General features: G+C 70.6%; 18 protein-coding genes. 3 read left to right on the top strand and 15 right to left on the bottom strand.

The window, feature by feature from the left end:
- Positions 1-51: 51 nt before the first annotated feature.
- The 11 genes from AB0B57_RS35060 to AB0B57_RS35010 all read right to left on the bottom strand — a co-directional run bounded on the left by AB0B57_RS35060 (position 52) and on the right by AB0B57_RS35010 (position 10,896).
- Positions 52-381 (bottom strand): Rieske (2Fe-2S) protein, encoded by a 330-nt coding sequence (locus AB0B57_RS35060; protein WP_357080150.1) that lies wholly within the window; start codon positions 379-381, stop codon positions 52-54.
- Complete coding sequence (gene nirB / locus AB0B57_RS35055) at positions 381-3,038, bottom strand: nitrite reductase large subunit NirB (protein WP_357080147.1); 2,658 nt, start codon at positions 3,036-3,038, stop codon at positions 381-383. Before nirB ends, AB0B57_RS35060 begins: the two co-directional genes overlap by 1 nt.
- Positions 3,038-3,385 carry a molybdopterin oxidoreductase gene (locus AB0B57_RS35050; RefSeq protein ID WP_357080144.1) on the bottom strand — a complete coding sequence of 116 codons (348 nt, stop codon included), beginning with the start codon at positions 3,383-3,385 and terminating at the stop codon, positions 3,038-3,040. Before AB0B57_RS35050 ends, nirB begins: the two co-directional genes overlap by 1 nt.
- Before the next feature lie 16 nt (positions 3,386-3,401).
- Positions 3,402-5,528 (bottom strand): molybdopterin oxidoreductase family protein, encoded by a 2,127-nt coding sequence (locus AB0B57_RS35045; protein ID WP_357080206.1) that lies wholly within the window; start codon positions 5,526-5,528, stop codon positions 3,402-3,404.
- An 11-nt stretch (positions 5,529-5,539) separates the two neighbouring features.
- Complete coding sequence (locus tag AB0B57_RS35040) at positions 5,540-6,052, bottom strand: MerR family transcriptional regulator (RefSeq protein ID WP_357080141.1); 513 nt, start codon at positions 6,050-6,052, stop codon at positions 5,540-5,542.
- Positions 6,049-6,381, bottom strand: a complete 333-nt coding sequence (locus AB0B57_RS35035; RefSeq protein ID WP_357080138.1) for a hypothetical protein — start codon at positions 6,379-6,381, stop codon at positions 6,049-6,051. Before AB0B57_RS35035 ends, AB0B57_RS35040 begins: the two co-directional genes overlap by 4 nt.
- A gap of 96 nt (positions 6,382-6,477) precedes the next feature.
- On the bottom strand, positions 6,478-7,731 hold the full coding sequence (locus tag AB0B57_RS35030; RefSeq protein WP_357080135.1) for an MFS transporter: 1,254 nt from the start codon (positions 7,729-7,731) through the stop codon (positions 6,478-6,480).
- Positions 7,731-9,149: an FAD-dependent oxidoreductase gene (locus AB0B57_RS35025; RefSeq protein WP_357080132.1), complete on the bottom strand. Its 1,419-nt coding sequence runs from the start codon at positions 9,147-9,149 to the stop codon at positions 7,731-7,733. The genes AB0B57_RS35030 and AB0B57_RS35025 overlap by 1 nt, the downstream gene beginning before the upstream one ends.
- A 75-nt stretch (positions 9,150-9,224) precedes the next feature.
- Entirely contained in the window at positions 9,225-10,466 is a 1,242-nt protein-coding gene (locus AB0B57_RS35020) for a M28 family peptidase (RefSeq protein ID WP_357080130.1), read from the bottom strand.
- On the bottom strand, positions 10,463-10,723 hold the full coding sequence (locus AB0B57_RS35015) for a hypothetical protein (RefSeq protein ID WP_357080127.1): 261 nt from the start codon (positions 10,721-10,723) through the stop codon (positions 10,463-10,465). Before AB0B57_RS35015 ends, AB0B57_RS35020 begins: the two co-directional genes overlap by 4 nt.
- 23 nt (positions 10,724-10,746) lie before the next feature.
- Entirely contained in the window at positions 10,747-10,896 is a 150-nt protein-coding gene (locus tag AB0B57_RS35010) for a hypothetical protein (RefSeq protein WP_357080123.1), read from the bottom strand.
- Between the two features lie 84 nt (positions 10,897-10,980).
- Between AB0B57_RS35010 and AB0B57_RS35005 the strand changes: the two genes are divergently transcribed.
- Positions 10,981-11,358, top strand: a complete 378-nt coding sequence (locus tag AB0B57_RS35005; RefSeq protein WP_357080120.1) for a metalloregulator ArsR/SmtB family transcription factor — start codon at positions 10,981-10,983, stop codon at positions 11,356-11,358.
- Positions 11,359-11,497: 139 nt separating this feature from the next.
- Positions 11,498-11,959 carry a helix-turn-helix domain-containing protein gene (locus AB0B57_RS35000; protein WP_357080117.1) on the top strand — a complete coding sequence of 154 codons (462 nt, stop codon included), beginning with the start codon at positions 11,498-11,500 and terminating at the stop codon, positions 11,957-11,959.
- Positions 11,960-12,274: 315 nt separating this feature from the next.
- On the opposite strand, the gene AB0B57_RS34995 is transcribed toward AB0B57_RS35000, so the two are convergent.
- Complete coding sequence (locus AB0B57_RS34995) at positions 12,275-15,367, bottom strand: NACHT domain-containing protein (RefSeq protein ID WP_357080115.1); 3,093 nt, start codon at positions 15,365-15,367, stop codon at positions 12,275-12,277.
- A gap of 1,012 nt (positions 15,368-16,379) precedes the next feature.
- Here AB0B57_RS34995 and AB0B57_RS34990 point away from each other — a divergent pair.
- A complete protein-coding gene (locus AB0B57_RS34990; RefSeq protein ID WP_357080112.1) occupies positions 16,380-17,849 on the top strand; it encodes an NAD(P)/FAD-dependent oxidoreductase in 1,470 nt (489 codons plus the stop codon).
- A gap of 112 nt (positions 17,850-17,961) precedes the next feature.
- Here the strand turns inward: AB0B57_RS34990 and AB0B57_RS34985 are convergent, their stop codons facing one another.
- The 3 genes from AB0B57_RS34985 to AB0B57_RS34975 are packed head-to-tail and all read right to left on the bottom strand — an operon-like array spanning position 17,962 to position 21,545.
- A complete protein-coding gene (locus tag AB0B57_RS34985; protein ID WP_357080109.1) occupies positions 17,962-19,794 on the bottom strand; it encodes an acyl-CoA dehydrogenase in 1,833 nt (610 codons plus the stop codon).
- Between the two features lie 37 nt (positions 19,795-19,831).
- A complete protein-coding gene (locus tag AB0B57_RS34980) occupies positions 19,832-20,494 on the bottom strand; it encodes a TylF/MycF/NovP-related O-methyltransferase (protein WP_357080106.1) in 663 nt (220 codons plus the stop codon).
- A 1-nt stretch (position 20,495) separates the two neighbouring features.
- Positions 20,496-21,545, bottom strand: coding sequence for a transposase (locus AB0B57_RS34975; protein WP_357080103.1), 1,050 nt, complete (start codon positions 21,543-21,545; stop codon positions 20,496-20,498).
- Positions 21,546-21,784 lie beyond the last annotated feature (239 nt).

The following is a 21,784-nucleotide window of genomic DNA, read 5'->3' as shown; positions in this document are numbered from 1 at the left end:
TTCCTCCCAGGTGAGTCCTCGGTCCGCTCGACACCGTGAGTGGTTCGCTCCTCAGGCCGGCGGCAGACCCACCACCAGGCGTCCGTCGGCGTCGGCGCGGACCGGATACACGGTGAGTGGGGGCTGTCCGGTGGTCGAACAGCCGGTCGCCAACTCGAAGGTGTTCTGGTGCAGAGGGCAGACGACGACCCGCATGTCCACCAGGCCGTCCGCGAGCGGCCCGCCGGCGTGCGGGCAGACCGCCGACAGCGCGCGCAGGCTGCCGTCACGCAGCCGGAAGATGGCGATCATCTCGTCACCCACGGCGTAGGCACGCCCCTCCCCGAGGGGGATCTCGTCGACCGGCCCGAGCCGGTGTTCCACGGCGACGAGCCTGGCCATCACGCCCGCCTCGGGGACGCCGGACCGGCACCGGTCCCGTTGTCGCCGCGCCCCTCGTGGCCGTTGCCACCGCGCGCCTCGTGGCTGTTGCCACCGTGCCCGTTGCCGGCCGAGCCGCCCCCCGGCACGGCGGAGCCGATCGACGGCACCACCGGTCCCGGGACCGAGACCGGCACGGCTTCGCGGACCGGCACCTGAGGCAGGACCGTCAACGGCAGGGAGGTGCGGAACTGCCCCGGAGTGACCGGGTCCCGCCGTTCCAGCCACGGGTCCCGGTACGCGGCGACGGAGGCAGCCATGGCCGCGTCGAGCCGCGCCGCGATGCCGTCGCTGTCGTCGACGACCACCGCCCGGATGTGGTCGATGCCGAGCCGGGGCACCCACGCGTACGTGCGTTCCAACCAGTTCGCGCTCTCCCGGTAGTACTGCAGGAACCGGCCGGTCAGCGTGATGACCTCGTCGGGCGAGTCGACGACGGCGAGGAGGTCCCCCTTGCGTACGTGGGCGCCGGCGGCCCCGCCGACGTAGATCTCCCACCTGCCGCCCTCGATGGCCACCACACCAAGATCCTTCACGTACGCCTCGGCGCAGTTACGGGGGCAGCCGGTGACGGCGAGCTTCATCTTGCCGGGGCCCTCGATGGCCTTGAACCGGTCCTCGATCGCGATGCCGAGAGCTGTGGAGTCGCCGACGCCGAAGCGGCAGAAGTCGGAGCCGACGCAGGTCTTGACCGTCCGGAAGCTCTTGCCGTACGCGTACCCGGAGGGCATGTCGAGGTCCGCCCACACCCTCGGCAGGTCTTCCTTGCGGATGCCGAGCAGATCGATGCGCTGGCCGCCGGTGATCTTCACCAGTGGTACGGAGTATTTCTCGGCGACCTCGGCGATCCGCTTGAGCTGGGCCGGTGTGGTCACGCCGCCCTTGATCTGGGGGACGACCGAGAAGGTGCCGTCGCGCTGGATGTTGGCGTGCACCCGGTCGTTGATGAAGCGGGCGTCGCGTTCGTCGACGTACTCGTCGCCCCACATCATCCGCAGCAGCGAGGCCAGGCCCATCTTGCTCTTCGCGTCCTCCTCGCCGCCGGGCACCAGGGTGGCGAACACCGCGGAGACGGATTTCAGGCCGTGTTCGCGGATCACCGCCATCAGCTCCGACTTGGGCATCGGCACACCGGGGACGTACCAGCTCGCGGCCGGGTCGTCCTCGACCCTGCCGTCAGCGGCCCACTCGACGATCTGGGCGACCAGGCCCTTGCACGACCCGCAGCCCTTGCCGGCGCGGGTGGCGTCCATGACACCGGTGAGCGTCTTCACGCCGCCCCGCACGGTGCCGACCAGCGCCCGCTTGGTGACGCCGTTGCAGTTGCACACCTGCACGTCGTCGCCGAGCTCCGCGGCACTCACGTCGGCCGACGGCGCGCCGAGGTCGAACAGCATCTCGACCCGCTCCTTCGGCAGGGCGAGCCCATGGTCGAAGGCCTGCATGAGGAACGCGACCTTCCGCACGTCGCCGAGGAGAGTCGCGCCGACGAGCCGGTCGTCGCGGATGACGATGCTCTTGTAGACGCCCTTGCGCGGCTCGGCGAAGACGATCGTCTCGTCGTCGTCGCGTTCCGCCTCCTTCAGGCCCATCGAGGCGACGTCCACGCCCGCCACCTTGAGCTTCGTGGCCAGCCGAGAGCCGTGGTACGCCGCTTTCGGGTTCGTCCCGGTGATGTGGTCGGCGAGCACCCGCGCCTGCTCCCACAGCGGAGCCACCAGGCCGTACGTCTCGCCGCGGTGCTGGGCGCACTCGCCGACCGAGTAGATGTCGACCTCGTCCTGCACGCGCATCTGGTCGTCCACGACGATGCCCCGCTCCACCGGCAGCCCGCTGGTCGCGGCCATCTCGGCGTTCGCCCGGATGCCGGCGGCCACGACGACGACGTCGCAGGCGATGGTCCGACCGTCCTTGAGCTTGACCCCGGTCACGGCGTGCTTGCCGAGCACCTCGGTGGTGTGCGCGCCGAGAACGACCTCGATGCCGAGTCGCTCGATGCTGCGCCGCAGGATCGCGCCCGCCTGAGCGTCCAACTGAGCGTTCATCAGATGGCCGGCGGCGTGCACCAGGGTCACGTGGGCCAGGTGATTCTGCAGGCCGCGGGCGGCCTCCAGACCCAGCAGGCCGCCGCCGATCACCACCGCGCGCTCGTGCTCGCGGGCGTACCGGATCATGTTGCGGGTGTCGTCGATGGTGCGGAACGCGAACACTCCCTGGTGGTAGCCGCGCCCAGGGCGGTGGAGGCCGGGAATCGGCGGGACGAACGCCCGGCTGCCGGTGGCGATGATCAGCTTGTCGTACGGCGTCTCGGTGCCGTCGTCCGCGTAGATCCGTCGCGCGAAGCGGTCGATGCGGGTGACCCGGGTGCCGGCGTGCAGGGTGATGCCGTTCTCCGCATACCACGACATGTCGTTGAGGAAGATGCCCGACTCGTCGTCGACCCCGGAGAGCACGTTGGAGAGCAGGATGCGGTTGTAGTTGCCGTACGGCTCCTCGCCGAACATCGTGATGGCGAACTGGTCACCCCCGCCGCGTTCGAGGATCTCCTCGACCGTGCGGGCGCCGGCCATCCCGTTGCCCACCACGACGAGGCGCCGGCGCTTGTCGACGGCGTCCATCAGACCTCGACCAGCCCCAGGTCGACGATCACGGTGCCGGACACCCCGGCGGGCGCCGCCACGTGCAGCTCGAGACCGGTGCCGGAGTCGAGGTCCTCGACCACCCGCAGCGGCACGTGGACGTCGGACTTGGCGCCGATCGGGAAGTACCGCATCGGCTGGCCGTCGCGCACGAGCAGGACACAGATCAACTCGTCACTGGCGTTGCCGCCGCGGAAGTAGACCGGCTGGGCGACGACGCCGCCCGGCACCACGTAGCTGAGCGAGCCGTCGACGAGGCCGGGCCGGTCGAGGCCCTTGCCCTCAAAGTTGTAGACGCCTTGCAAGAAACGGGGAGTGGTGTGCACAGCGACGCTCCCTTGCTCATTGAGATGTTGGATTGGGCGGTGGGTTGGTCAACAGGTCGGTGTCGTCCGGCCCGCCCGCGCGGGCGATCGACACCGCGCAGGCCTTGAAGGCCGGCATCCGCGAGTGGCGGTCCAGCGTCGGGTCGGTCAGCGCGTTCACGGCGGAGCTGCCGGCCCAGTGGAACGGTGCGAAGATGGTGTCCCGGCGGATGCCGTTGGTGAGGCGCGCCCGAAAGAGCGCCCGCCCGCGTCGGCTGCGCAGTTCCACCACGTCGTTGTCGGCGATGCCGTGTCGGCGGGCGAGATCCGGGTGCAGCTCCGCCCGGGCGTCCGGCAGTGCCATGGTCAGGGCGCCGACCCGGCGGGTCTGGTTGCCGCTCTGGTACTGCTGCATGTTGCGGCCGGTGGTCAGCACGTACGGATAGTCGGCGTCGGGCACTTCCGCCGGATCGCGGTGCTCCACCCGGAAGAACCTCGCCCGCCCGTCGGCGGTCGGGAACCGGTCGATGAACAGCCGTGGCGTGCCGGGATGGTCCTCGCTCGGGCACGGCCAGAAGACCCCCTGCTCCGCCTCGATGCGCTCGTACGTGATTCCGGCGTAGTCGGCTGTCCCGCCGGCGCTGGCCCGGCGCAACTCGTCGAAGACACGGCGCGGATCGTCGTCGAAGTAGCGGCCGCGCCCGAGCCGGCCGGCGAGGTCGGCGAGCATCCGTAGGTCGGTGCGGACCTGCGGCGGCGGCGACAGGGCCCGCTTACGGCGGATGACGCGCCCCTCCAGATTCGTCATCGTGCCCTCCTCCTCCGCCCACTGGGCCGTGGGCAGCACCACGTCGGCCACGGCTGCGGTCTCGGAGAGGAAGATGTCGGAGACGACCAGCAGGTCCAGCGCCTGCAGCCGGTCCATCACCCGGTTGGCGTGCGGGGCCGACACGGCGATGTTGCTGGCCAGCACGAGCAGCACGCGTACTCCGTCGTCGGTCCCGAGCCGGTCGAGCATCTCCCAGGCCGACCGGCCGGGCCGGGGCAACTCGTCCGGGTCGATGCCCCAGACGGCCGCGACGTGTGCGCGCGCCGCGGGGTCGTCCAGGCGTCGGTAGCCGGGCAGTTGATCGGCCTTCTGCCCATGCTCGCGGCCACCCTGCCCGTTGCCCTGCCCGGTGATCGTGCCGTAGCCGGAGAAGGGCCGTCCGGGAAGGCCCAGGGCGAGGGCCAGATTGAGGTACGCCTGCGCGGTGTCCGTGCCGTTGCTGTGCTGCTCGGCGCCGCGAGCGGTGAGCACCATCGCCGACGTCGCGGTCGCCAGCAGCCGTACCGTCTCCCGCAGGTCCCGTTCCGGTACGCCGGTCATCCGCTCCACCCGGTCCGGCCAGTACGCCGCCACGGTGGCCCGGACCGCGTCGAAACCGCTCGTGCGGTCACGCACGTACGTCTCGTCGACCAGGCCCTCGCGGATCGCGATGTGCAGCAGCCCGTTCGCCAGTGCGAGGTCCGTGCCCGGCAGTGGCTGCAGGTGGAGGTGAGCGCCCCCGGCGGTGGTCGTACGGCGGGGGTCGACGACGATGTGCCGCGCACCGGCGGCCCGTCCGGCGTCGAAGTACTGCATGGACGGCGGCAGCGCGTCAGCCGGATTCGCGCCGACCAGCAGCACGGCCTGCGCCTGGGCGATGTCGGCCAGGGGGAACGGCAGGCCACGGTCGATCCCGAGGGAGCGGTTCGAGGCGGTCGCCGCGGACGACATGCAGAACCGGCCGTTGTAGTCGATCGACGCCGACCGCAGCGCCACCCGGACGAACTTGCCCAGCGCGTACGCCTTCTCGTTGGTCAGCCCGCCGCCACCGAAGGCCCCGACGCTGTCCGGGCCGTACCGGTGTTGGCTGGCGCGGATGGCGTCGACGATGCGGTCCAGGGCCTCGTCCCAGCCTGCCGGTCGCAACGGGCTGGTGCGGTCGGCGGGATCCTTACGGACGAGCGGGCTCAGCAGCCGGTCACCGTGGTCGAGAAGGTCGGCAGCCGTCCATCCCTTGGCGCACAGACCGCCCCTGTTGACCGGGAATTCGGTGGGCGCCAGTCGAGGCGGCCCGTCGCCGGTCGTCAGGGATATTCCGCACTGCATGGCGCAGTAGGGACAGTGCGTATCGATCATAGACGATGCGCTCACCCGTCCGATGCTTGCCGGGCACTGTTTCCGATCCATACCAAGGTCGTAACGCTCTGCGACCCGCGGTCAACGGGCTTCGGCATCGGAGGCTCCCCCGCGATGGTGGCGAACGGGATGGGGCAGCACGGCTGGCCGGCGCACGTGACGAGGTCGTCGCAGCCGGCGTCCACCGCGGCGCGCAGGGTGTCGGCGATGACGTGCAGGTCGGCGATCTTCGCCTCGATTTCGGCGAGTTTGGTGCGGGCGCGGAGCCGCAGACCGGTGTCGGGGTGGCGGCCATGGCGATGTCGGCCCGCGTCGAGCAGGTCGGCGACCTCGTCGAGGGTGAACCCGAGCGCCTGCGCCGCCTTGATCACCCGCAGCACGGTGACCGCTTCGGCGGGGTAGAGGCGGTGCCCGCCCAGGGTGCGCTCTGGTTCGGCGAGCAGGCCCCGGCGTTCGTAGTAGCGCAGCGTCTGCGGGTTCACCCCGGCCGCTGCGGCGACCTGGCCGCTGCGCAGCCCGCTCACGCCGTCATCCCGGCGGTGGCCCGCTGGGCGAGCGCGTCGAGGACGTCGACGTGCGTGGCCGGCACCTGCACGTCGAGGCGCAGCACACCGGTGTCGGCGGTGATCGTGAAGGTGAAGAACGAGCAGCAGGAGCTTTCCCGGCCGGTCAGGTCCCGGGCGGTCGTCTCGGCGGCCGGGTCGAGGCGCCACCGCAGGTGGGTGGGGGACAGGCGCTGCTGCCCTCGCAGGGCGGTGGTGAACAGGTCGTCGAACTCGGCCAGCCGCAGCGGTTGTTGCCCGCTCGGCAGGGTGCACGCCTCGGGTACCCATGTCTGGTCGTCAGCGGTCATACCGATGACGGTAAGCCGGTACCCGGGTATCGGATGCAAGCCCAATTGATCGACGAAGGCCGCCGTGGCGGCGCCCGGCCGCCGTGGCCGGCGAGATCAGACGCTGGGGTTCGGCGCCGTGGTGGTGGCGCGGGTGAGCATGCCGGTGGCGGCGAGGGCGCAGCATGCGGCGACGGCGGCGAGTAGTGGTGTGTATCCGGCGGTGGTGTGCAGGAGGGTGGCGGCGGCGAGGGGCGCGGCGGCTTTGGCGATGGTGACGGGGGCGGCGAGTCGGCCGGCGATGGTGGCGTAGGCGGTGGTGCCGTACCGGGCGGTGAGCAGGGCGGGGGTGGCGAGGCTGGTGATGCCGAAGCCGAGTCCGAAGCCGATGACGGTGATGATCGCGCCAGTGCGGGTGCCGGCGAGCAGGGGCATGGTGAGCACGGCGGCGGCCTGGGTGGCGAACACCGCGGCGACGATGGTGGTGACGCGCAGGTGTCGGCGGGCGGCGGTGAGGACGAGTCGTCCGGTGACCGAGAGGACGCCGAGCAGTCCGGCCATGGTGGCGGCGATGGTGGCCGGGTGGCCGCGGCTGGTGAGGTAGCCGATGAGGTGCACGGTCATGGTGCTGGTTGCCGCGCCGTGGGCGATCAGGGTGGCGGCGAGGATCCAGAACCGGGCATCGCGCATCGCGGTCTGGGCGACGGCGCGCCGTTGGGCGTGCCCGGACCGCTCGGTGCCGGCGGGTGCCGTGGTCGTTGCCGGCCGGGGCCGGCGGATGGTGAGGGCGTGCAGGGGCACGGTGACCGCGCCGTGGATGGCGGCGAGGACGAGCAGCGCGCCGCGCCAGCCGAGGTGGTCGGCCAGGAGCCCGGTCAGGGGCATGAAGATGGTGCTGGCGAACCCGGCCACGATCGTGACGACCAGCAGGGCGGTGGCGCGCCGGTCAGGGGTGAACCAGGCGACGATGACGGCGAACGCGGGTTCGTAGAGGACCATCGCGCCGGTGATCCCGATGCCGATCATGACGGCGTAGAGCTGTTCGATGGTGTGGACCTGGGACCAGGCCACCAACAGGCCCGTGGCGGTGATCGAGCCGGCCGTCATCAGCGCCCGTCCACCGCGGTGGTCCAGCCACCGGCCGACGGGGATCGCCGCGAGGGCGCCGGCCAGGACGGAGGCGGTGAGCGCGCCGGTGACGGCGGTGGTGGAGGTGTCGAGGGTGGCGGCCATCGGGGTGAGCAGGACGGCGTAGGCGTAGTAGAGGGTGCCGTAGCCGATGGTGGAGGTGACGGCGAGGGCGGCGACGATGCGCCAGCGGTGGTGCCCACCGACGGTGGGGTCGGCGGGCGTCGTGGTGGTGGTGGGCATCAGCTGGCGCAGCAGCTGCCGGCCTGCGTGTCGGCGGGTGCGGCATTGAGGCGGACCAGGGTGAGCGGCGCGGCCAGCAGACCACCGGAGATGCCGGTGGCCAGTCCGCGTCCCGCCGGCGCGACGGATGACGCGGGCCCGCAGCAGCTGTCGCCGGTCGCCGACTCGTCCGGGTTGCTGTTGCACACGCCGGTCTCGGGTAGGTCGAGTTGGACGTCGCGGGCGGCGCTCCAGTCGCCGGCCAGGGCGGCGGCGACGGAGCGGACCTGCTCGTAGCCGGTGGCCATCAGGAAGGTCGGCGCCCGCCCGTAGGACTTCATGCCGACGGCGTAGTAACCCACCTCAGGGTGGGTGAGCTCGGTGACACCGTGTGGGGGCACGGTGCCGCAGGAGTGCTCGTTCGGGTCGATCAGCGGGGCCAGGGCGCGGGTGGCACCCAGGACCGGGTCAAGGTCGAGGCGCAGCTCGGCGGCGATCGAGTGGTCGGGGCGGAAGCCGGTGGCCGCGACGATGCGGTCCACGGTGGTCTGCTCTTCGCTGCCGTCGGCGTGGCGCACGACCACGCTGACCCGGCCGTCGGTGGGGGTGAGGGCGTGCACGGCGAACCCGGTGAGCAGGCGGATCCGGCCGGCGTCGACGTGCGCGCGTAGCCGGGAGCCGAGCGCGCCGCGGGCGGGTAGCGCGTCGGCGTCGCCGCCGCCGAAGGTGCGCGCCGGTGAGGTGGTGCGGATCGCCCAGGTCACCTCGGTGCCCGGGGCGGATTCGGCCAGTTCGGCGAGGGAGAGCAGGGTGTTGGCGGCGGAGTGGCCGGCGCCGACGACGAGGGTGTGCCGGTCGGCGAAGCGGTCCCGGTCGGCGCCGAGGACGTCGGGCAACGCGTGGTCGAGGTGCGCCGCGACATCGGCCTCGCCTCGGGCGGGCAGCCCGGAGGAGCCGAGGACGTTCGGGGTACCCCAGGTGCCGGAGGCGTCGATGACGGCGCGGGCGTGGATCTCCTCGCCGTCGGCGAGGCGAACGAGGAACGGCGTGGTGTCGCGGCCGGTGGTGCGCAGGCGGTCCAGGCCGAGGCGGCTGATCGCCCCGACGCGGGCGCCGTAGCGCAGGTGCGGCTTGAGCTGCGGCAGCTCCGCCAGGGGCTGGAGGTAGTCGTCGGCCAGCTCGGCGCCGGTGGGCAGGCCCTCCAGGTCGGGGGCGACCCACCCGGCGTCGTCGAGCAGGCGGCGGGCGGCGGGGTCGATGTTGTAGCGCCAGGGGGAGAAGACCCGGACGTGTCCCCACTGCCGTACTGCGGCGGCGGGGGTGTCGCCGGCTTCCAGAACGAGGAACGGTAGGCCACGCTCGTGTAGGTGCGCGGCGGCGGCCAGGCCGACCGGGCCGGCGCCGATCACCACGACGGGCAGGTCGTCCGGGGCGTTCATCAGGTGTCTCCTCTGTCTGGAGAGTTGTCGAAGCAAACAGGTAGGCGGCGGCCGAGCGTCAGCGTCGGGGGTTGGTCAGGTCGACGATGAATCTGTGGCGGGGGCGGAAGCGGCCAGGCGGACGGTGGCGACAACGAGGCGGGCGATTGCGTCGAGGGTGTGCGGGTCGACGCGGTCCGGGGTGTCGGCGGGGCTGTGGTAGCCGGCCATGCCGGCGCCGACGCCCACCGCCGCGAGACCGACGGCGGCGTAGCGGCGGTTGTCGGAGGCGACCGGCCCGGCGGCGAGCGGAAGGCCGGTGTGCCGCCCGGCCTGGTCGAGCAGGGCGAGTAGCGCGTGGGCCGGACCGCCGGCCTCGACCGCGGCGGCCTGGTCGAGCAGCCCGGCGCCGTCGACGTTGATGATCAGCGGCCGAACGTCGCCGACGTGCAGCTGCTGGCTGTGGTGGGCCGAGCCCAACGCACCGACCTCCTCGGCGTCGAGCAGCGCGACCGCCAGTCCGAGCCCTGCAGGACGGGCGGCGGTTAGGATTCGAGCGGCTTCCAGGACCACCGCGACGCCGCTGGCGTTGTCCGACGCGCCGGGCTGACGCAGGCCGGGATGGTCGCCGACGCCGTCGTAGTGCGCGGTCAGCAACACCTCGATCCCACCCGGCTCAGCCGCCGGGAACCTCGCGTGGATGTTGGCGCCCGTCACGTCGCGGCGGTGCAGCGGGGTGTTGGCGCTCCACCAGCCGGCACCGGTGGCGGCGGCCAGGGCGGCGCGGTGGGTGCTGGCGTCGAGGGTCAGGATGGGCAGCGGTCCCGGGTCCGGGCCGGCGAGGAGCGTGTACTGCCAGCCGTCGGCGTCGACAGCCCGGCTCACCAGCAGACCCGCCGCGCCCGAGGCAGCGCGGGCGGCGTCGGAGAGGTGCATACCCGTGGGCACCACCAGCCATCGGCCGGTCGGGTCGCCGCTGTCGGCCACACCCAACGGGCCACGCCTGACCTCAGAAGTGTCGGCTGAGGCGCAGTGGACCGCGACCTCGCGGCCGAAGGTCAGCCGCGTCGAGGTCGCACCTTCGCCCCAGACAACCGTCGGCGCCGCGTACAGCTCGGGTACGGCGCGGACCGGGAAGTCGTCGGTGTCGACCATCGCGCCGAGGTCGGCAAGGTGCGCGACGAGCCAGGCGCGGGCGGCGGCACCGCCGGCCGTGCCGACCCGCCGGCCAGTGAATTCAGCCGAGGCGAGTGCAGTGACTGTGCAGGCCATCCGCTCGGCCGACACCAGCGGCAGTATCGCGTCCAGGTGGGCGGCCGATTCCGACGGGGCGGTCATCCGCAGCACCGCTGACCCGTCGTGACGGCTGCGCTCTTCGCCTCGGTGCCGCAGCAGGAGTCAGCCGCTTCGGCGGCCTGCTGGCTGCCGCAGCACGGTCCCGCCGTCGGCGACTGCCCGGCGGGCGGGAGGATCGAGCCGACCGCCTGCGCGGGGCTGCCACAGCAGGAACCGGAGCCGGTCACCTCCAGTGCGGCGCCCGGATCACCGGCGAACCCGCCCGCCGTCGCGGGGCTGGTCTGGGTGTTCTCGCTCATCACACAACCTTTCGATCAGGGGGTTACCGGACGCCGATCAGGGCGTAGGCGGTGTCACGGACCTGGTCGTAGCGCCGCTGCGCCCGCTGCGCCGCGGTGGACACCCGGGCGCAGGAGTCACAGAACCGCGCTCCCGCCTGGGCCTGGGCTGAACGCCGTGCCGTGCCGAACATGACGACCCCTTCCCACGACGTCTGTCTTGACGTTCGTCGAATCAGAGAGTTGCACGCTGCTTAGACACCTGTCAACCTAGAGGCATGTCAAAGCAGGCCGGGTTGCTACCCGTCATCGACCTCACCGCCGACACGCCGTGCTGCCCGCCGCTGGCGCAGAGCCGGGTGCCGGCGCAGACCGCCGCGGTGCTCGCGCCGGCGTTCAAGGCGCTCGGCGACCCGGTGCGGCTGCAGCTGATGTCGATGATCGCTTCCGCGGAGGGCGGGGAGGCGTGCGTCTGCGACCTGACCCCGGCCTTCGGCCTGACCGGGCCGACGATCTCGCACCATCTCAAGACGCTGCGCGAGGCCGGCCTCGTCGACGCCGAACGCCGCGGCACCTGGGTGTACTACCGGGCCCGGCCGGCCATCCTGCGCCAGCTCGCCGGACTGCTCAGCGTCGAACCGGCCCCCGTGGCCTGAGGCCTGACCGGCGACCCGCGCCGGTTAGGCGCTCGGCCAGCGCGGTGGCGTCGCGGCGACCCCCGGCCACCCGGCCGTCCGTTGACACTTGCACGATAGCTCAGTAATTGTAGAGTCAATTACTACTGAGCTTGCTTCCTTGCAGGGGCGTGCCCGGATCCACGCCGCGCTCGGCGACCCGGCGCGCCTGGCGATCGTGGACGCGCTCACCCTCGGCGACGCCTCGCCCGGAGAAATCGCCCACGACCTGCAGATGCCGACGAACCTGGTTGCCCACCACGTCAAAGTCCTCACCGAGGCAGGCCTCGTCGTCCGCGGGCGCTCCGAGGGCGACCGGCGCCGCACCTACCTGCGGCTGCGCCCCGAAGCCCGCACCGCACTGCACCCCGCGCCCCTGACCGGCGTGGGGCGGGTGGTGTTCGTGTGCACCCGCAACTCCGCCCGCTCGCAACTCGCCGCCGCTCTGTGGTCCGAGCGCACCCACACCCCGGCCGCGTCCGCGCGGGGGTTGACCCGATGTCTCAGCAGACGATCTGGTTGTTGCCCCACCGACGCCCCTCGCCCACACCGGTCGCGGTCTTGTACAGGACGTATCCGTTGATGAAGTAGTTGCGGAGGATGGTGGCGCCTCCCGGCCCCTGATATTGGTCGGGGACTTCGCCTGGTGGGCTGGTGTCGTCCCGATCGCACTCGACAGCAGCGACACCAGTAGAGCCAAAGCCCAGGCGACGCGCCTCCTTCCAGATGCATTCATGATTTTCCCTGCATCGATTGTTGTGGCGAGGGAAGTATGTGACCGCGACATGACGGGGGCGGCGTCGTCACAAATAGTGATCTTGTCCGGTAGCGGATATTCGCGGGATGCCAAGATTCCCGCCAGTCGCAGCAAAGAGATTCGACGTCCCGCAGCGCCTACTCACCCTGGGGAATCCTCGGCAAGCCGCTCCTTCAACTCCCGATGGCGGAACTGGTAGGCGGCGCCCGAGCTGCGCAGCATCTGTTTCGCGCGGTGCGCGTCATCGAGGAACGTCATGGACCGCCACGGCAGGAGGCCGTGGTAGGCCAACCGGATGCGGGCCACGAGGAAGGTCGGGAACCGCGTCGACGTCTCGGCGATCACCAGTCCGGCGGACAGCCCGTAGGTGAGGATCGTGCCCAGCCCGGCGAGGAGCGCGACGGGGACGGAGCCGACGACCGACATGGCGCGCGCCACCACGGCCAGGCCGATGACCAGCGCCACCACGGCGGTGAGGAACAGTGACGCGGCCCGGTCCTGCCGGTACGAGCCCAGCGGGGACACGGGTGCCGTCCGCTCCGGGTCGCGCGCGTCGACGCCGAAGGTGAATGCGCCGGCCACACCGCTGGTGACACCGATGGCCAGCAGCCACACCGGCGCGGTGCCGTTGTAGGCGGCGCCCATGAGCGGCACGCCACCGAGCAGGATGCCGGCTCCCGCGCCGCGCAACGACGGCCGGGGCGAGGTGCCGGAGGGCTGCCGGCGACGGGCGATGTCCCGCGCCACCCGGCAGCCGAGTGCGGCGACGACGCCGACCAGCACGCCGTACGCGAACCCCGCGAGGATCCCGACGAGCGACAGCGCGAAGACGCCCACCTCGACCGGGGACGCACCTGCGGCACTGGTCTCGACGTGGCGCTGTGCCCGCCGCGCGGTCAGGAAGACCAGCACCAGCCCGATGCCGACCGCGGTCGCGACGCCCCGCGCGACGCCCGCGGAGACCGCGTCGAGCGCACCGGCAAGGAGTGCGATCGCGACGGCGGGAGCGAACCGCAGGAGGTGCCGTGGCGGCGGGGGAGTCCCGTCGACTCCGCGGCCGGGTGTCCCCCGCCCGGCCAGGTCGAGAGCGAGCCAGACGAGCGCGGCGCTGCAGATCGCTTCGGACAGGGCGCGGGACCAGCCGAAGTGGATGTCGGTGCGGGTGGAGTAGCCGACGGTGTGGAGGATGCAGGCCACGACTCCGACAACCACGCCGGCCAATGGCGGCCGGGGCAGCCGACGTGTCCTGGTGGGCTCGGACCACAGGTGGATCCAGTGCGACACCCACCACACGGCGAGTCCGGCGGCGAAGCCGTCGGCGGGGGCGATCAGCCAGGCATGCTCCACCTTGCCGAAGCGGTCTGCCCAGGAGTTGACCGCGGTGACCACGACACCGACCGCCAACCCGTGCACCAACGGACGAGCGAGCCAACCCCGTACCCGAAGGGCGACCCGCCCACGGTCGACGATCAGGCCTGCCCAGGCGGTCAGTGTCACGACCAGTCCGGTCGCCAGGAAACCGTTGACCTCCTCGTCCCAGCGGCTGGTGAAGCCGTCGACCGAGCCGCTGGCGAAGCCCGTGGTCAGTGAGGGTGTCAACGGGAACAGCTCGCCGGCGCCCCGGATCGCCGCGGCGGCGACCGCCGCCGCCACTCCGACGAGCACCGCGTTCCGTAGTCTGCCGCGACGCACCCGCGGAAGCTCGTCATGCCAGGAGAAGCGCCACGAGAAGCCGACGACGAGCCCGATGACGACCGCCAGGTCGTACGTGCCACTCAGGCAGCCGGCGATGTAGGCACCGACGGACGCCAGGACCGCGTCGCTGTAGGCGCCGGTCAGATAGAGGATGGCGAGGTACACGAGCAGTGCCGCCGCGGAGATCCGCAGCGCGTGGGTCACGCCGGTGTATGGCTCGGTGAAGATCCATTCGTTGAGGAGGCCGGCCGACAGGGCCGTCCAGGCGACGACGACGAACGCCGTTGCCACGTTGCGGACCCACACGCCCTGGGTTGCCGCGGCTGGCACCGGCAGGTCCCACCAGCGTATGTCGTCCGAGTCGGTCGCGGCGGCCAGGTATCCAAGCCACCGACGGGCCTGCCCGACCCGGGGCCATCCGCTGGAGCGGTCCGTCGGATACCGTGCCGTCACGACGTCACCGAGGAGGTGGTGCGCCAGCGCGGCGCCGTCCTGGTAGGCGAGAAGGTCGCTCGGCTCGGGGACGTTGCTGCCGTCCTTGCGGCTCGGCTCGGCGTTGTAGATGGCGTCGGCGAGCGTGACCATCAGCGGCGTCTCGAACGCCTTCGTCAGGACGGTGGCCCGTGGAATGCGATTCTCCACGTCGGCCCACCGCTCGGGCGACTCGCTGCGGTTCTTCAGGTAGCGCATCACCTGCTCTCGCCGTTGAGGTTTGATCACGATGCCACGAGCGTCGGTGAGCACTCTGCCGACGTTGCGCAGCGCCTGGTATTCCGAGGTCCGGCAGCTCAACATGACCGACCAGGCCGAGGGGAGGGTGTTGAGGCTGCGCAACACGTCGGCCCGGTGCTCCGGCGCGATCTCGTCGAACCCGTCCAGGATGAAGATCAGCCGGTTGTCCTCCGCGAGCGCGTGCGCAAGCGTCCGTCCGTCCTCGGCGGAAACGGGTTGTCTGAGGAAGCCGTGGTTGGTGGTCAGCCAGTCCACGAGCCAGCGCCGTGGGTCGTCCGCCGATCGCCACGCGGTCATCGGGACGAAGACCGGGACCCGCCGGTCTTCGCCGGACCTTTCCAGCAGCGCCTGGAAGGCGCCGACGAGCAGCTCGGTCTTGCCGCTGCCCGCTTCGCCGAGGACCACCAGACGCGACGGTGCGCCGGTGGCGGTCACCAACGCGGCGAGGCGGGCGCCGTCCCCAGGGTGCTTGCGCTCCTGCCAGGCCCGATTGTTGGCCGGGAAGAGCGCGGTGGGGGCGGCGTCCCAGCGGACGGGCAACCGGTCGCCGTCGCGCACGCTCCGCCACACCGGATCGGTCATCCACCGCCGCTGCAGATCCCGCCGAAGCGACGTGGCGGCCCGACCCACCGGGTCCTTCTCCGCCGGGCGCCCGAGCCGCCAAGCCGTCGCGCCACCCACGATGCTGACAAGGAGCAGCGCCATCCAGATCGCGATGCGGCCGAATGCGCCTTTCACTTCGACGCCGGCCGTCGCGACGTTGATGAGCACACCGACAACCGCGGTGATCAGCGGTATCACCAGCACAATGACGACCGCGCGGTATCGAGGGCGCAACCGTTTCCCCTCTGGACTGCTCGCCGGCCCCCAATCTCCCATCCCGGCCCAACCGTCCGGTGTCATCTGTCGGGGAGTTGACGAAGTCGCCGTGGCCGGGGCGCTTTCCCTCAACGACAGCGGCAGCTGCCCGCAGTCGCCGCCCGACACGTCGGTGCTGCGCAGGCTGCCGACAAAACGGTAAGTCGCCGGGCAGGTTTACTGCACGTCGTTGACCTCTCACCAGGAACACCGCCTTGCGTTCCGAGTACGTCCGGTCCGAAATTGTTAACCGATCCCATAAGAGCCACAACTGAGGAAGGATGCGCGAAACGAATACGGCCATCGCGCATCCCGGGTGCTAATCGTGTTGCGGGCCAAGGATGAATGGGTGGCCGGTCATCGGCAGGCCCTCCCCGCGTGAAGTCCGGTGGCGGCGCAGGGCCAAAACGGCTCCCGGAGCTCCACCCTGCGCGGTCGGCCCGCGGCTGGGCGACAAGGTTGCGGTGCAAGCAGATGCGCCGGTCAACGGCGATGTTCCCCTATTCTGCTCCGGCGCGGAACGCGGGCACGTCGGCAGGCGCCGGGCCGCTGTCGGACCGACATCGAACGGACTCTCCAAGTGCGTACGAGTCCACCATTTACGCACTTCGAGAATTGACGATGACGGGTCCACCGATTCCCGCGCGACCACGTTAGACTGCCCAGGGCGGTTCCATCGCGGATGGCGCAGCGACGACCCGGGGAGTGCTGTGCACAAACGCGAGCTGAGGGCATTCGTCGCAAAAGTGGAGGCCAGCCGGATGGACCCTGCCGCCATCGCGCTCGGCTATTCCCCACCGGCGATCAGTTGTCAGATCAGGTCTCGGGAACGAGCTCGGCATTCAGCTGTTCTCCCACCATCCGCGTGCCCGGCGCCGCGGCGTGACCGACTGTGGACAGCCGCGCCCGCGCCGCAGATTCACCCTTCCTCATCACCGACGTGCGATCGGGGTTCACGCGCATGGAGAGGTTCACCGCAGGACCGGGCCGGGGCGACGTCGCCGATGCCACGATCGCCGTGCTCGGCGCCGGTGTGGCCGGGCTGGTCGCGGCGTACGAACTCGCCCGCCGTGGGCACCGCGTCGTGGTACTGGAGGCCGACTCACGGGTGGGTGGCCGGATATTCACCCACCGGTTCGGCGAGGGCGCCGGACCGGTGGTCGAACTCGGCGCGATGCGGATCCCCGGCGACCACGAGCTGACTCTGCGCTACATCGACGAGTTGGGCCTGAGCGACCAACTGCGTCCGTTCACGAACGTTCTCACCGATCCCGACAATCTGCTTCGTATCGGCACGCGGTTCGTGCGGGCACGCGATGCCGCGGACGCACTCGTTCGCGAGACGGCACGATCCTGCCCGGGAGCGGCCCACCGGTCCGACGCACTGCTCTTCGTGGGCTGGATGCACGCCATGGTGCGGGCGCTGGCGCCACGCGAACAGCGCGACATCATGCGCGCCGATCTGGCGGGTCTGCTCGACGTGGTGGGCGGCCTGGACGTGACACCGTTTCTCCGGGACGGACGCGCCGACCTCAGCGCGGCGTTCCGCCGGCACCCAGAGCTTCGCGCCGCCTGCAGCGGTGCCCTGAAGGGCTTCCTCGACGACATTCTGCGCAGGTTCAGCACCGGGATGGTGTGCCTTCCCCACGGCATGGATCAGCTACCCAACGGTCTGGCGAGCCGACTGCCGGGCCGGATACACCTGCGTCACGAGGTGACCGCCATCGACGTACGTCCGGAGGGTGTGACGGTCGGGCTGGCCACCGAGCGGGGGCGGACGGCGGTGACCTACCCCGTCGTCCTCTGCACCCTCCCCTTCTCCGTCCTGCGGAACCTCCCGCTGCGGGGATTCGACGCCGACAAGGTGGAGACCATCAAACGGCTGGACTACGGGTCCGCCACCAAGGTGGGGCTGCTCTGCGCGGAGGCCTTCTGGAACCGGCACCGCACCGTCGGCGGCGGATCAGCATCGGGCGGCAGCATCCGGCAGACCTACTACCCGGCTCCGATCACCGATCCGGCCGGTGGGGCGGCACTTCTCGGCAGCTACACCATCGCCGAGGACGCCGACCAACTCGGTCGGCTCTCCGTCGAGGAGCGGCACCGGATCGTCGTGGACGAGTTGACGGCGATGCACCCCGAGCTGCGGGCCGCGGGAATGATCCAGGACGTCGTCAGCATCGCCTGGGGCGAACGGCGCTGGAGCCGAGGGTGCGCGGCGGTCCGGCAGGGGCTCACCGGCGCCGAGCTCGAGCAGGACGCCGCTCAGGCCATCCGCGCGCAGGGCGGTCTGTTCTTCGCCGGCGAGCACTGCTCCGTGACACCGGCCTGGATCCAGGCCGGCATCGAGACCGCACTGACCGCGGTACAACAGATCGACCGGTTCCCCGCCGTGGTCGCCGAGCACCGGAGCAGCACGGCACTCCGGTGAACGTCCTCGATCCCGGTCCCCGCCGCGGTTGCCGGAGCTTGCCGGGTGCGGTTCGGCGAAAGCCCCGCCGTACCGGTGGGTGCGGCGGGGCCGGATCGGTCGCGAACGGTCGTCAGAGTTCCGCGGCACTCATCGCCATCAGGGTGCCGCCGCTGTTCTCCACCAGCCGGCGCCGCACGGACAGCTCGGGCAGCACCGTTGTCGCGAAGTACGTCGCCACCGCGACCTTTCCCCGATAGAAGTCGGCGTCCGGCCCCGACGCCCCGGCGTCCAGCGCGACGATGGCGACATCCGCCTGGCGCAGCAGCAACCAGCCGATGACCAGGTCACCGATGCTCATCATGAACCGGACGGTGTGCTCTCCGACGGCCAGCATCTGGTCCGGGTCGCTCTGTACGGCGAAGAGACGCTCGGCCAGCTTGGCGAGCATGGCCTCGATGTCGTCGGCCGCCTCGCCCAGAAAGCCCCGTCCCTCCTTGAGCCTGCCGTTGCCGGCCTCGCCGCTGCTGAAGGCGCGGATGTCGCTGATCAGCGCGGTCAGCGTCTGCGCGTTGTCCCGGACGATCTTGCGGAACAGCAGATCCATGGACTGGATCGCGGTCGTGCCTTCGTAGAGCGAGTCGATCCGCTGGTCCCGCACGTACTGTTCGAGCGGATAGTCCTGCAGAAAGCCGGAGCCGCCGAAGATCTGCAGGGCGTGTTGCAGTTGCTCTGCGGCCCGTTCCGCGCCCACACCCTTCACCAGCGGCAGCAGCAGATCGTTGAGGCTGCTGGCGAGCCGCACGTCACCCTCGTTCGCCTCCACCTGGTCCAGGAGGGTGGCGGCGTACAGGTACAGCGCCCGCAGACCTTCCGCGTACGCCTTCTGCAGCAGCAACGAACGTCGTACCTCGGGGTGGTCGACGATGGGAATGCGCGGCGCCCCCTTCTCGAAGATCCGCCGCAGGTCCGAGCCCTGCACCCGTTGCTTGGCGTATTCGACGGCGTTCAGGTGGCCGGTGGAGAGCGTGCCGATGGCCTTGATGCCGACCGTCATCCGGGCCCACGAGATGACCTGGAACATCTGGGCGATGCCCTCGTGCACGTCGCCGAGGAGCCAGCCCTGGGCCGGCACATCGTGTTGACCGAAGGACAACTCGCAGGTGGCGGACCCGCGAATGCCCATCTTCGACTCCAGGTTTGTCGCGTACACACCGTTGCGTGCCCCGGGAGCGCCGGATTCCGGGTCGAAGAGGAACTTGGGCACGAGGAAGAGGCTCAGCCCTTTCGTGCCCGGCCGTGACGTGATGCCGGGGCCCTCCGGGCGGGCCAGGACGAGGTGCAGGATGTTCTCGGTGATGTCGTGGTCACCGCCGGTGATGAATCGCTTCACCCCGTCGAGGTGCCAGGAGCCGTCGGGTTGCCGGATCGCCCGGGTCCGGGCAGCACCGACCTCGGACCCCGCGTCGGGCTCGGTGATCACCATCGTGGCGCTCCAGCCCCGCTCCACCATGAACCGCGCCCATCGCCGCTGCTCCTCGGTGCCGGTACGGTCGATGATGGCGGCGCAGTTCGGCGCGGCGCTGAAATACAGGTGCAGTGCCGGGTTGGCGCTGACCAGCAGCTCGACCGCAGCCCACTGGACGCTGGGGGGCACGCCGAACCCGCCCAGCTCGGTGGGGAGCATGAGACGGTGCCAGTCATCGGCCCACAGTTGGCGGTACATCCGGGCCAGCGAGGGCGTGACCGTCACACTGTGTGACTGCGGGTCGAACACCGGTGGGTTGCGGTCGGCGTCCGCGAAGCAGTCGGCCACTGCCCCGGAGGCCAGCGCCGCTGTCTCCCGTAGGAGACGCCGCGCGGTGTCGGCGTCCGTCTGCGCGAACGGCCCCCGGCCGATTCCGGTGTCGAAGACCTCGAAGAGGTTGAACTCCAGGTCCCGTACGTTGCTGCGGTAGTGCCCCAAGACTCTCGTCCCCGTTTCTGTGCATGGCGTCGGCTGATCAGTGCCCCGGGGGCGCCACCCAGCCCTTACGGATGTAGCCGAAAGCGAGGTCGCCCGACCCGACCAGCACGGACACCTTCTCCGGCTTGTCGGCGAAGAACTCGTCGCACGCTCGCTTCGGGCCGGAGAACCGGTCGAACGCCTGCGGATTGCGCCCGCTGTCGCAGTAGTCGTCGACGATGAGGATGCCGCCGTCGCTGAGTCGCGGGTAGATGTGCTCGAGGCTGACCTGGATCGATTCGTAGTAGTCGCCGTCGAGATAGGCGAAGCAGACCCGGTCGGGCAGCTGGGTGGGCAGTGTCTCGTCGAACCACCCGGCGTGGACGTTCGGGAGCGGCAGCTCCCACTTCTCGAACGTGGCCTTCAGGTCGGTGAGATCCACCTTGAGCGCGCCCTCGGTGAGGAACGTGTCGTGTTCGCTCGGCTTCGGCAGGCCCTCGAAAGAGTCGTAGAGGTGTAACTCGCGCTCGGGTGCGAACTCCTCGATGAGCCGTTGCAGGAAGACACTCGTGTTGCCGGCATGGCAGCCGGCCTCCACCACGTCCCCCGCTACCCCCTGCACCAGGGTGCTGGACAGTGCCCAGTAAATGTTCACCAGGCGGTCGACATCGCCGTACTCGACGTTGTCGGCCGCCAGCTTGAGGATCATGTCGTTGTCCACGTCAGGCTCCGAGTTCTCCGTCAGCCGGACCGGTCAGGGTCAGCTCGTTGGCCAGCTGCACAGTCATGGCGAAAGTCATGTGCCGGTACCAGCCACGCCAGCTGCGCACCTCGTACCGGTCCATCCGGATGTCGCTCCGGATGTCCTTCCAGCGCCGCTCGACGTAGCGACGCTCGGCGATGCTGCGGACCACGTCGTTGGTGAACATCGAGTAGCCCGCTCTGGCCTGGTAAGGGCTGGCACCGCGGCCATCCCGGCTGCTCGCCGGGGCGAACCGCACGGTGACGGGGCCGCGCGGGAGAGCTTCACGGCCGCGCTGTGCGGTCTCACCCGAACGCCGTGCGTCGTCGCGCATCGCCGGCACCGCCGCGTCGATCCGGGCCACCCTGCTCAGGTCGTCGAGGCTGAGGCCGGCCAGCTGCGGGATCTGACGCTGCTGCAACGCTTCCAGCACGCCCGGGTTGTCCCTGCAGTGCAAGGACAGGTAGACCCGGTCGGGTCGGAAACCGCTGTCGATGGCAGAGAGGATCAGGTCCCGAGCTATCGCTGATTTCGACCGATAGGTCAGGCCGTCCGGGATCCGTCCGCGCGCCCGCCGGTCGCGGTCGGTGATCCAGGCGGGCGGCAGGTAGAGGTCGAGGTCCAGCATGAACAATCGGATATCCGGCGTGACGTGCAGCAGGAACAGCGCACACTGGCAATTCTGTGCCCGCCCGCTCTCGGGCCGGTACTGATAATCCACTCCGGCCGGGGCGTTGCCCTTCTTGGGAAACGTCGCCTCGACGACGTAGAGGCAGCCCGCCGCTCCGACGCTGGACCGGACGACCTCGCGCAGCTTGCGTCGCGCGTCGGCGTCGTCCCACTGCGCGGTGGTGAGCAGTCGCTGTGCGCCGTCCGCGCGTGCCTCGCGTGAGTAGCTGGCGACATTCCGTCGGCCGGCCGCATCGACGCCGGATCCCCCGGCGAGGCCGAGGAGGTACTGCAACGCTCGTTCCCGCGGTTCCGCTCGGGCGAAGCAGCCGGAGATCCGGCCGTGCAGTCGCCGCAGCATCGTCTCCACATTCAAAGCCAGGTTGGGATAGACGTTCCCCAGCCTCGGATCACGGTCCAATTTGTCGAGTTCCCGAACCATCTGCAATGGATATCCCCATCCCCGATTGGAGCTATCTTCTACGCGTTGAGAATTCCGCGACCTGCACTGGAATTGATCAACTTCGTGTTCCAGTCACCCCGGGTTGCGCCCCCCATCTCTCTTGATCAAGAGTGTCGGCTCCCCCGGGGCCCCCTCCG

The organism is Micromonospora sp. NPDC049101 (assembly GCF_040648675.1).
In the GTDB taxonomy this organism is placed as follows: domain Bacteria; phylum Actinomycetota; class Actinomycetes; order Mycobacteriales; family Micromonosporaceae; genus Micromonospora.
The sequence above is the reverse complement of the archived record's forward strand: the minus strand, read 5'-3'. Positions and strand labels throughout refer to the sequence as shown.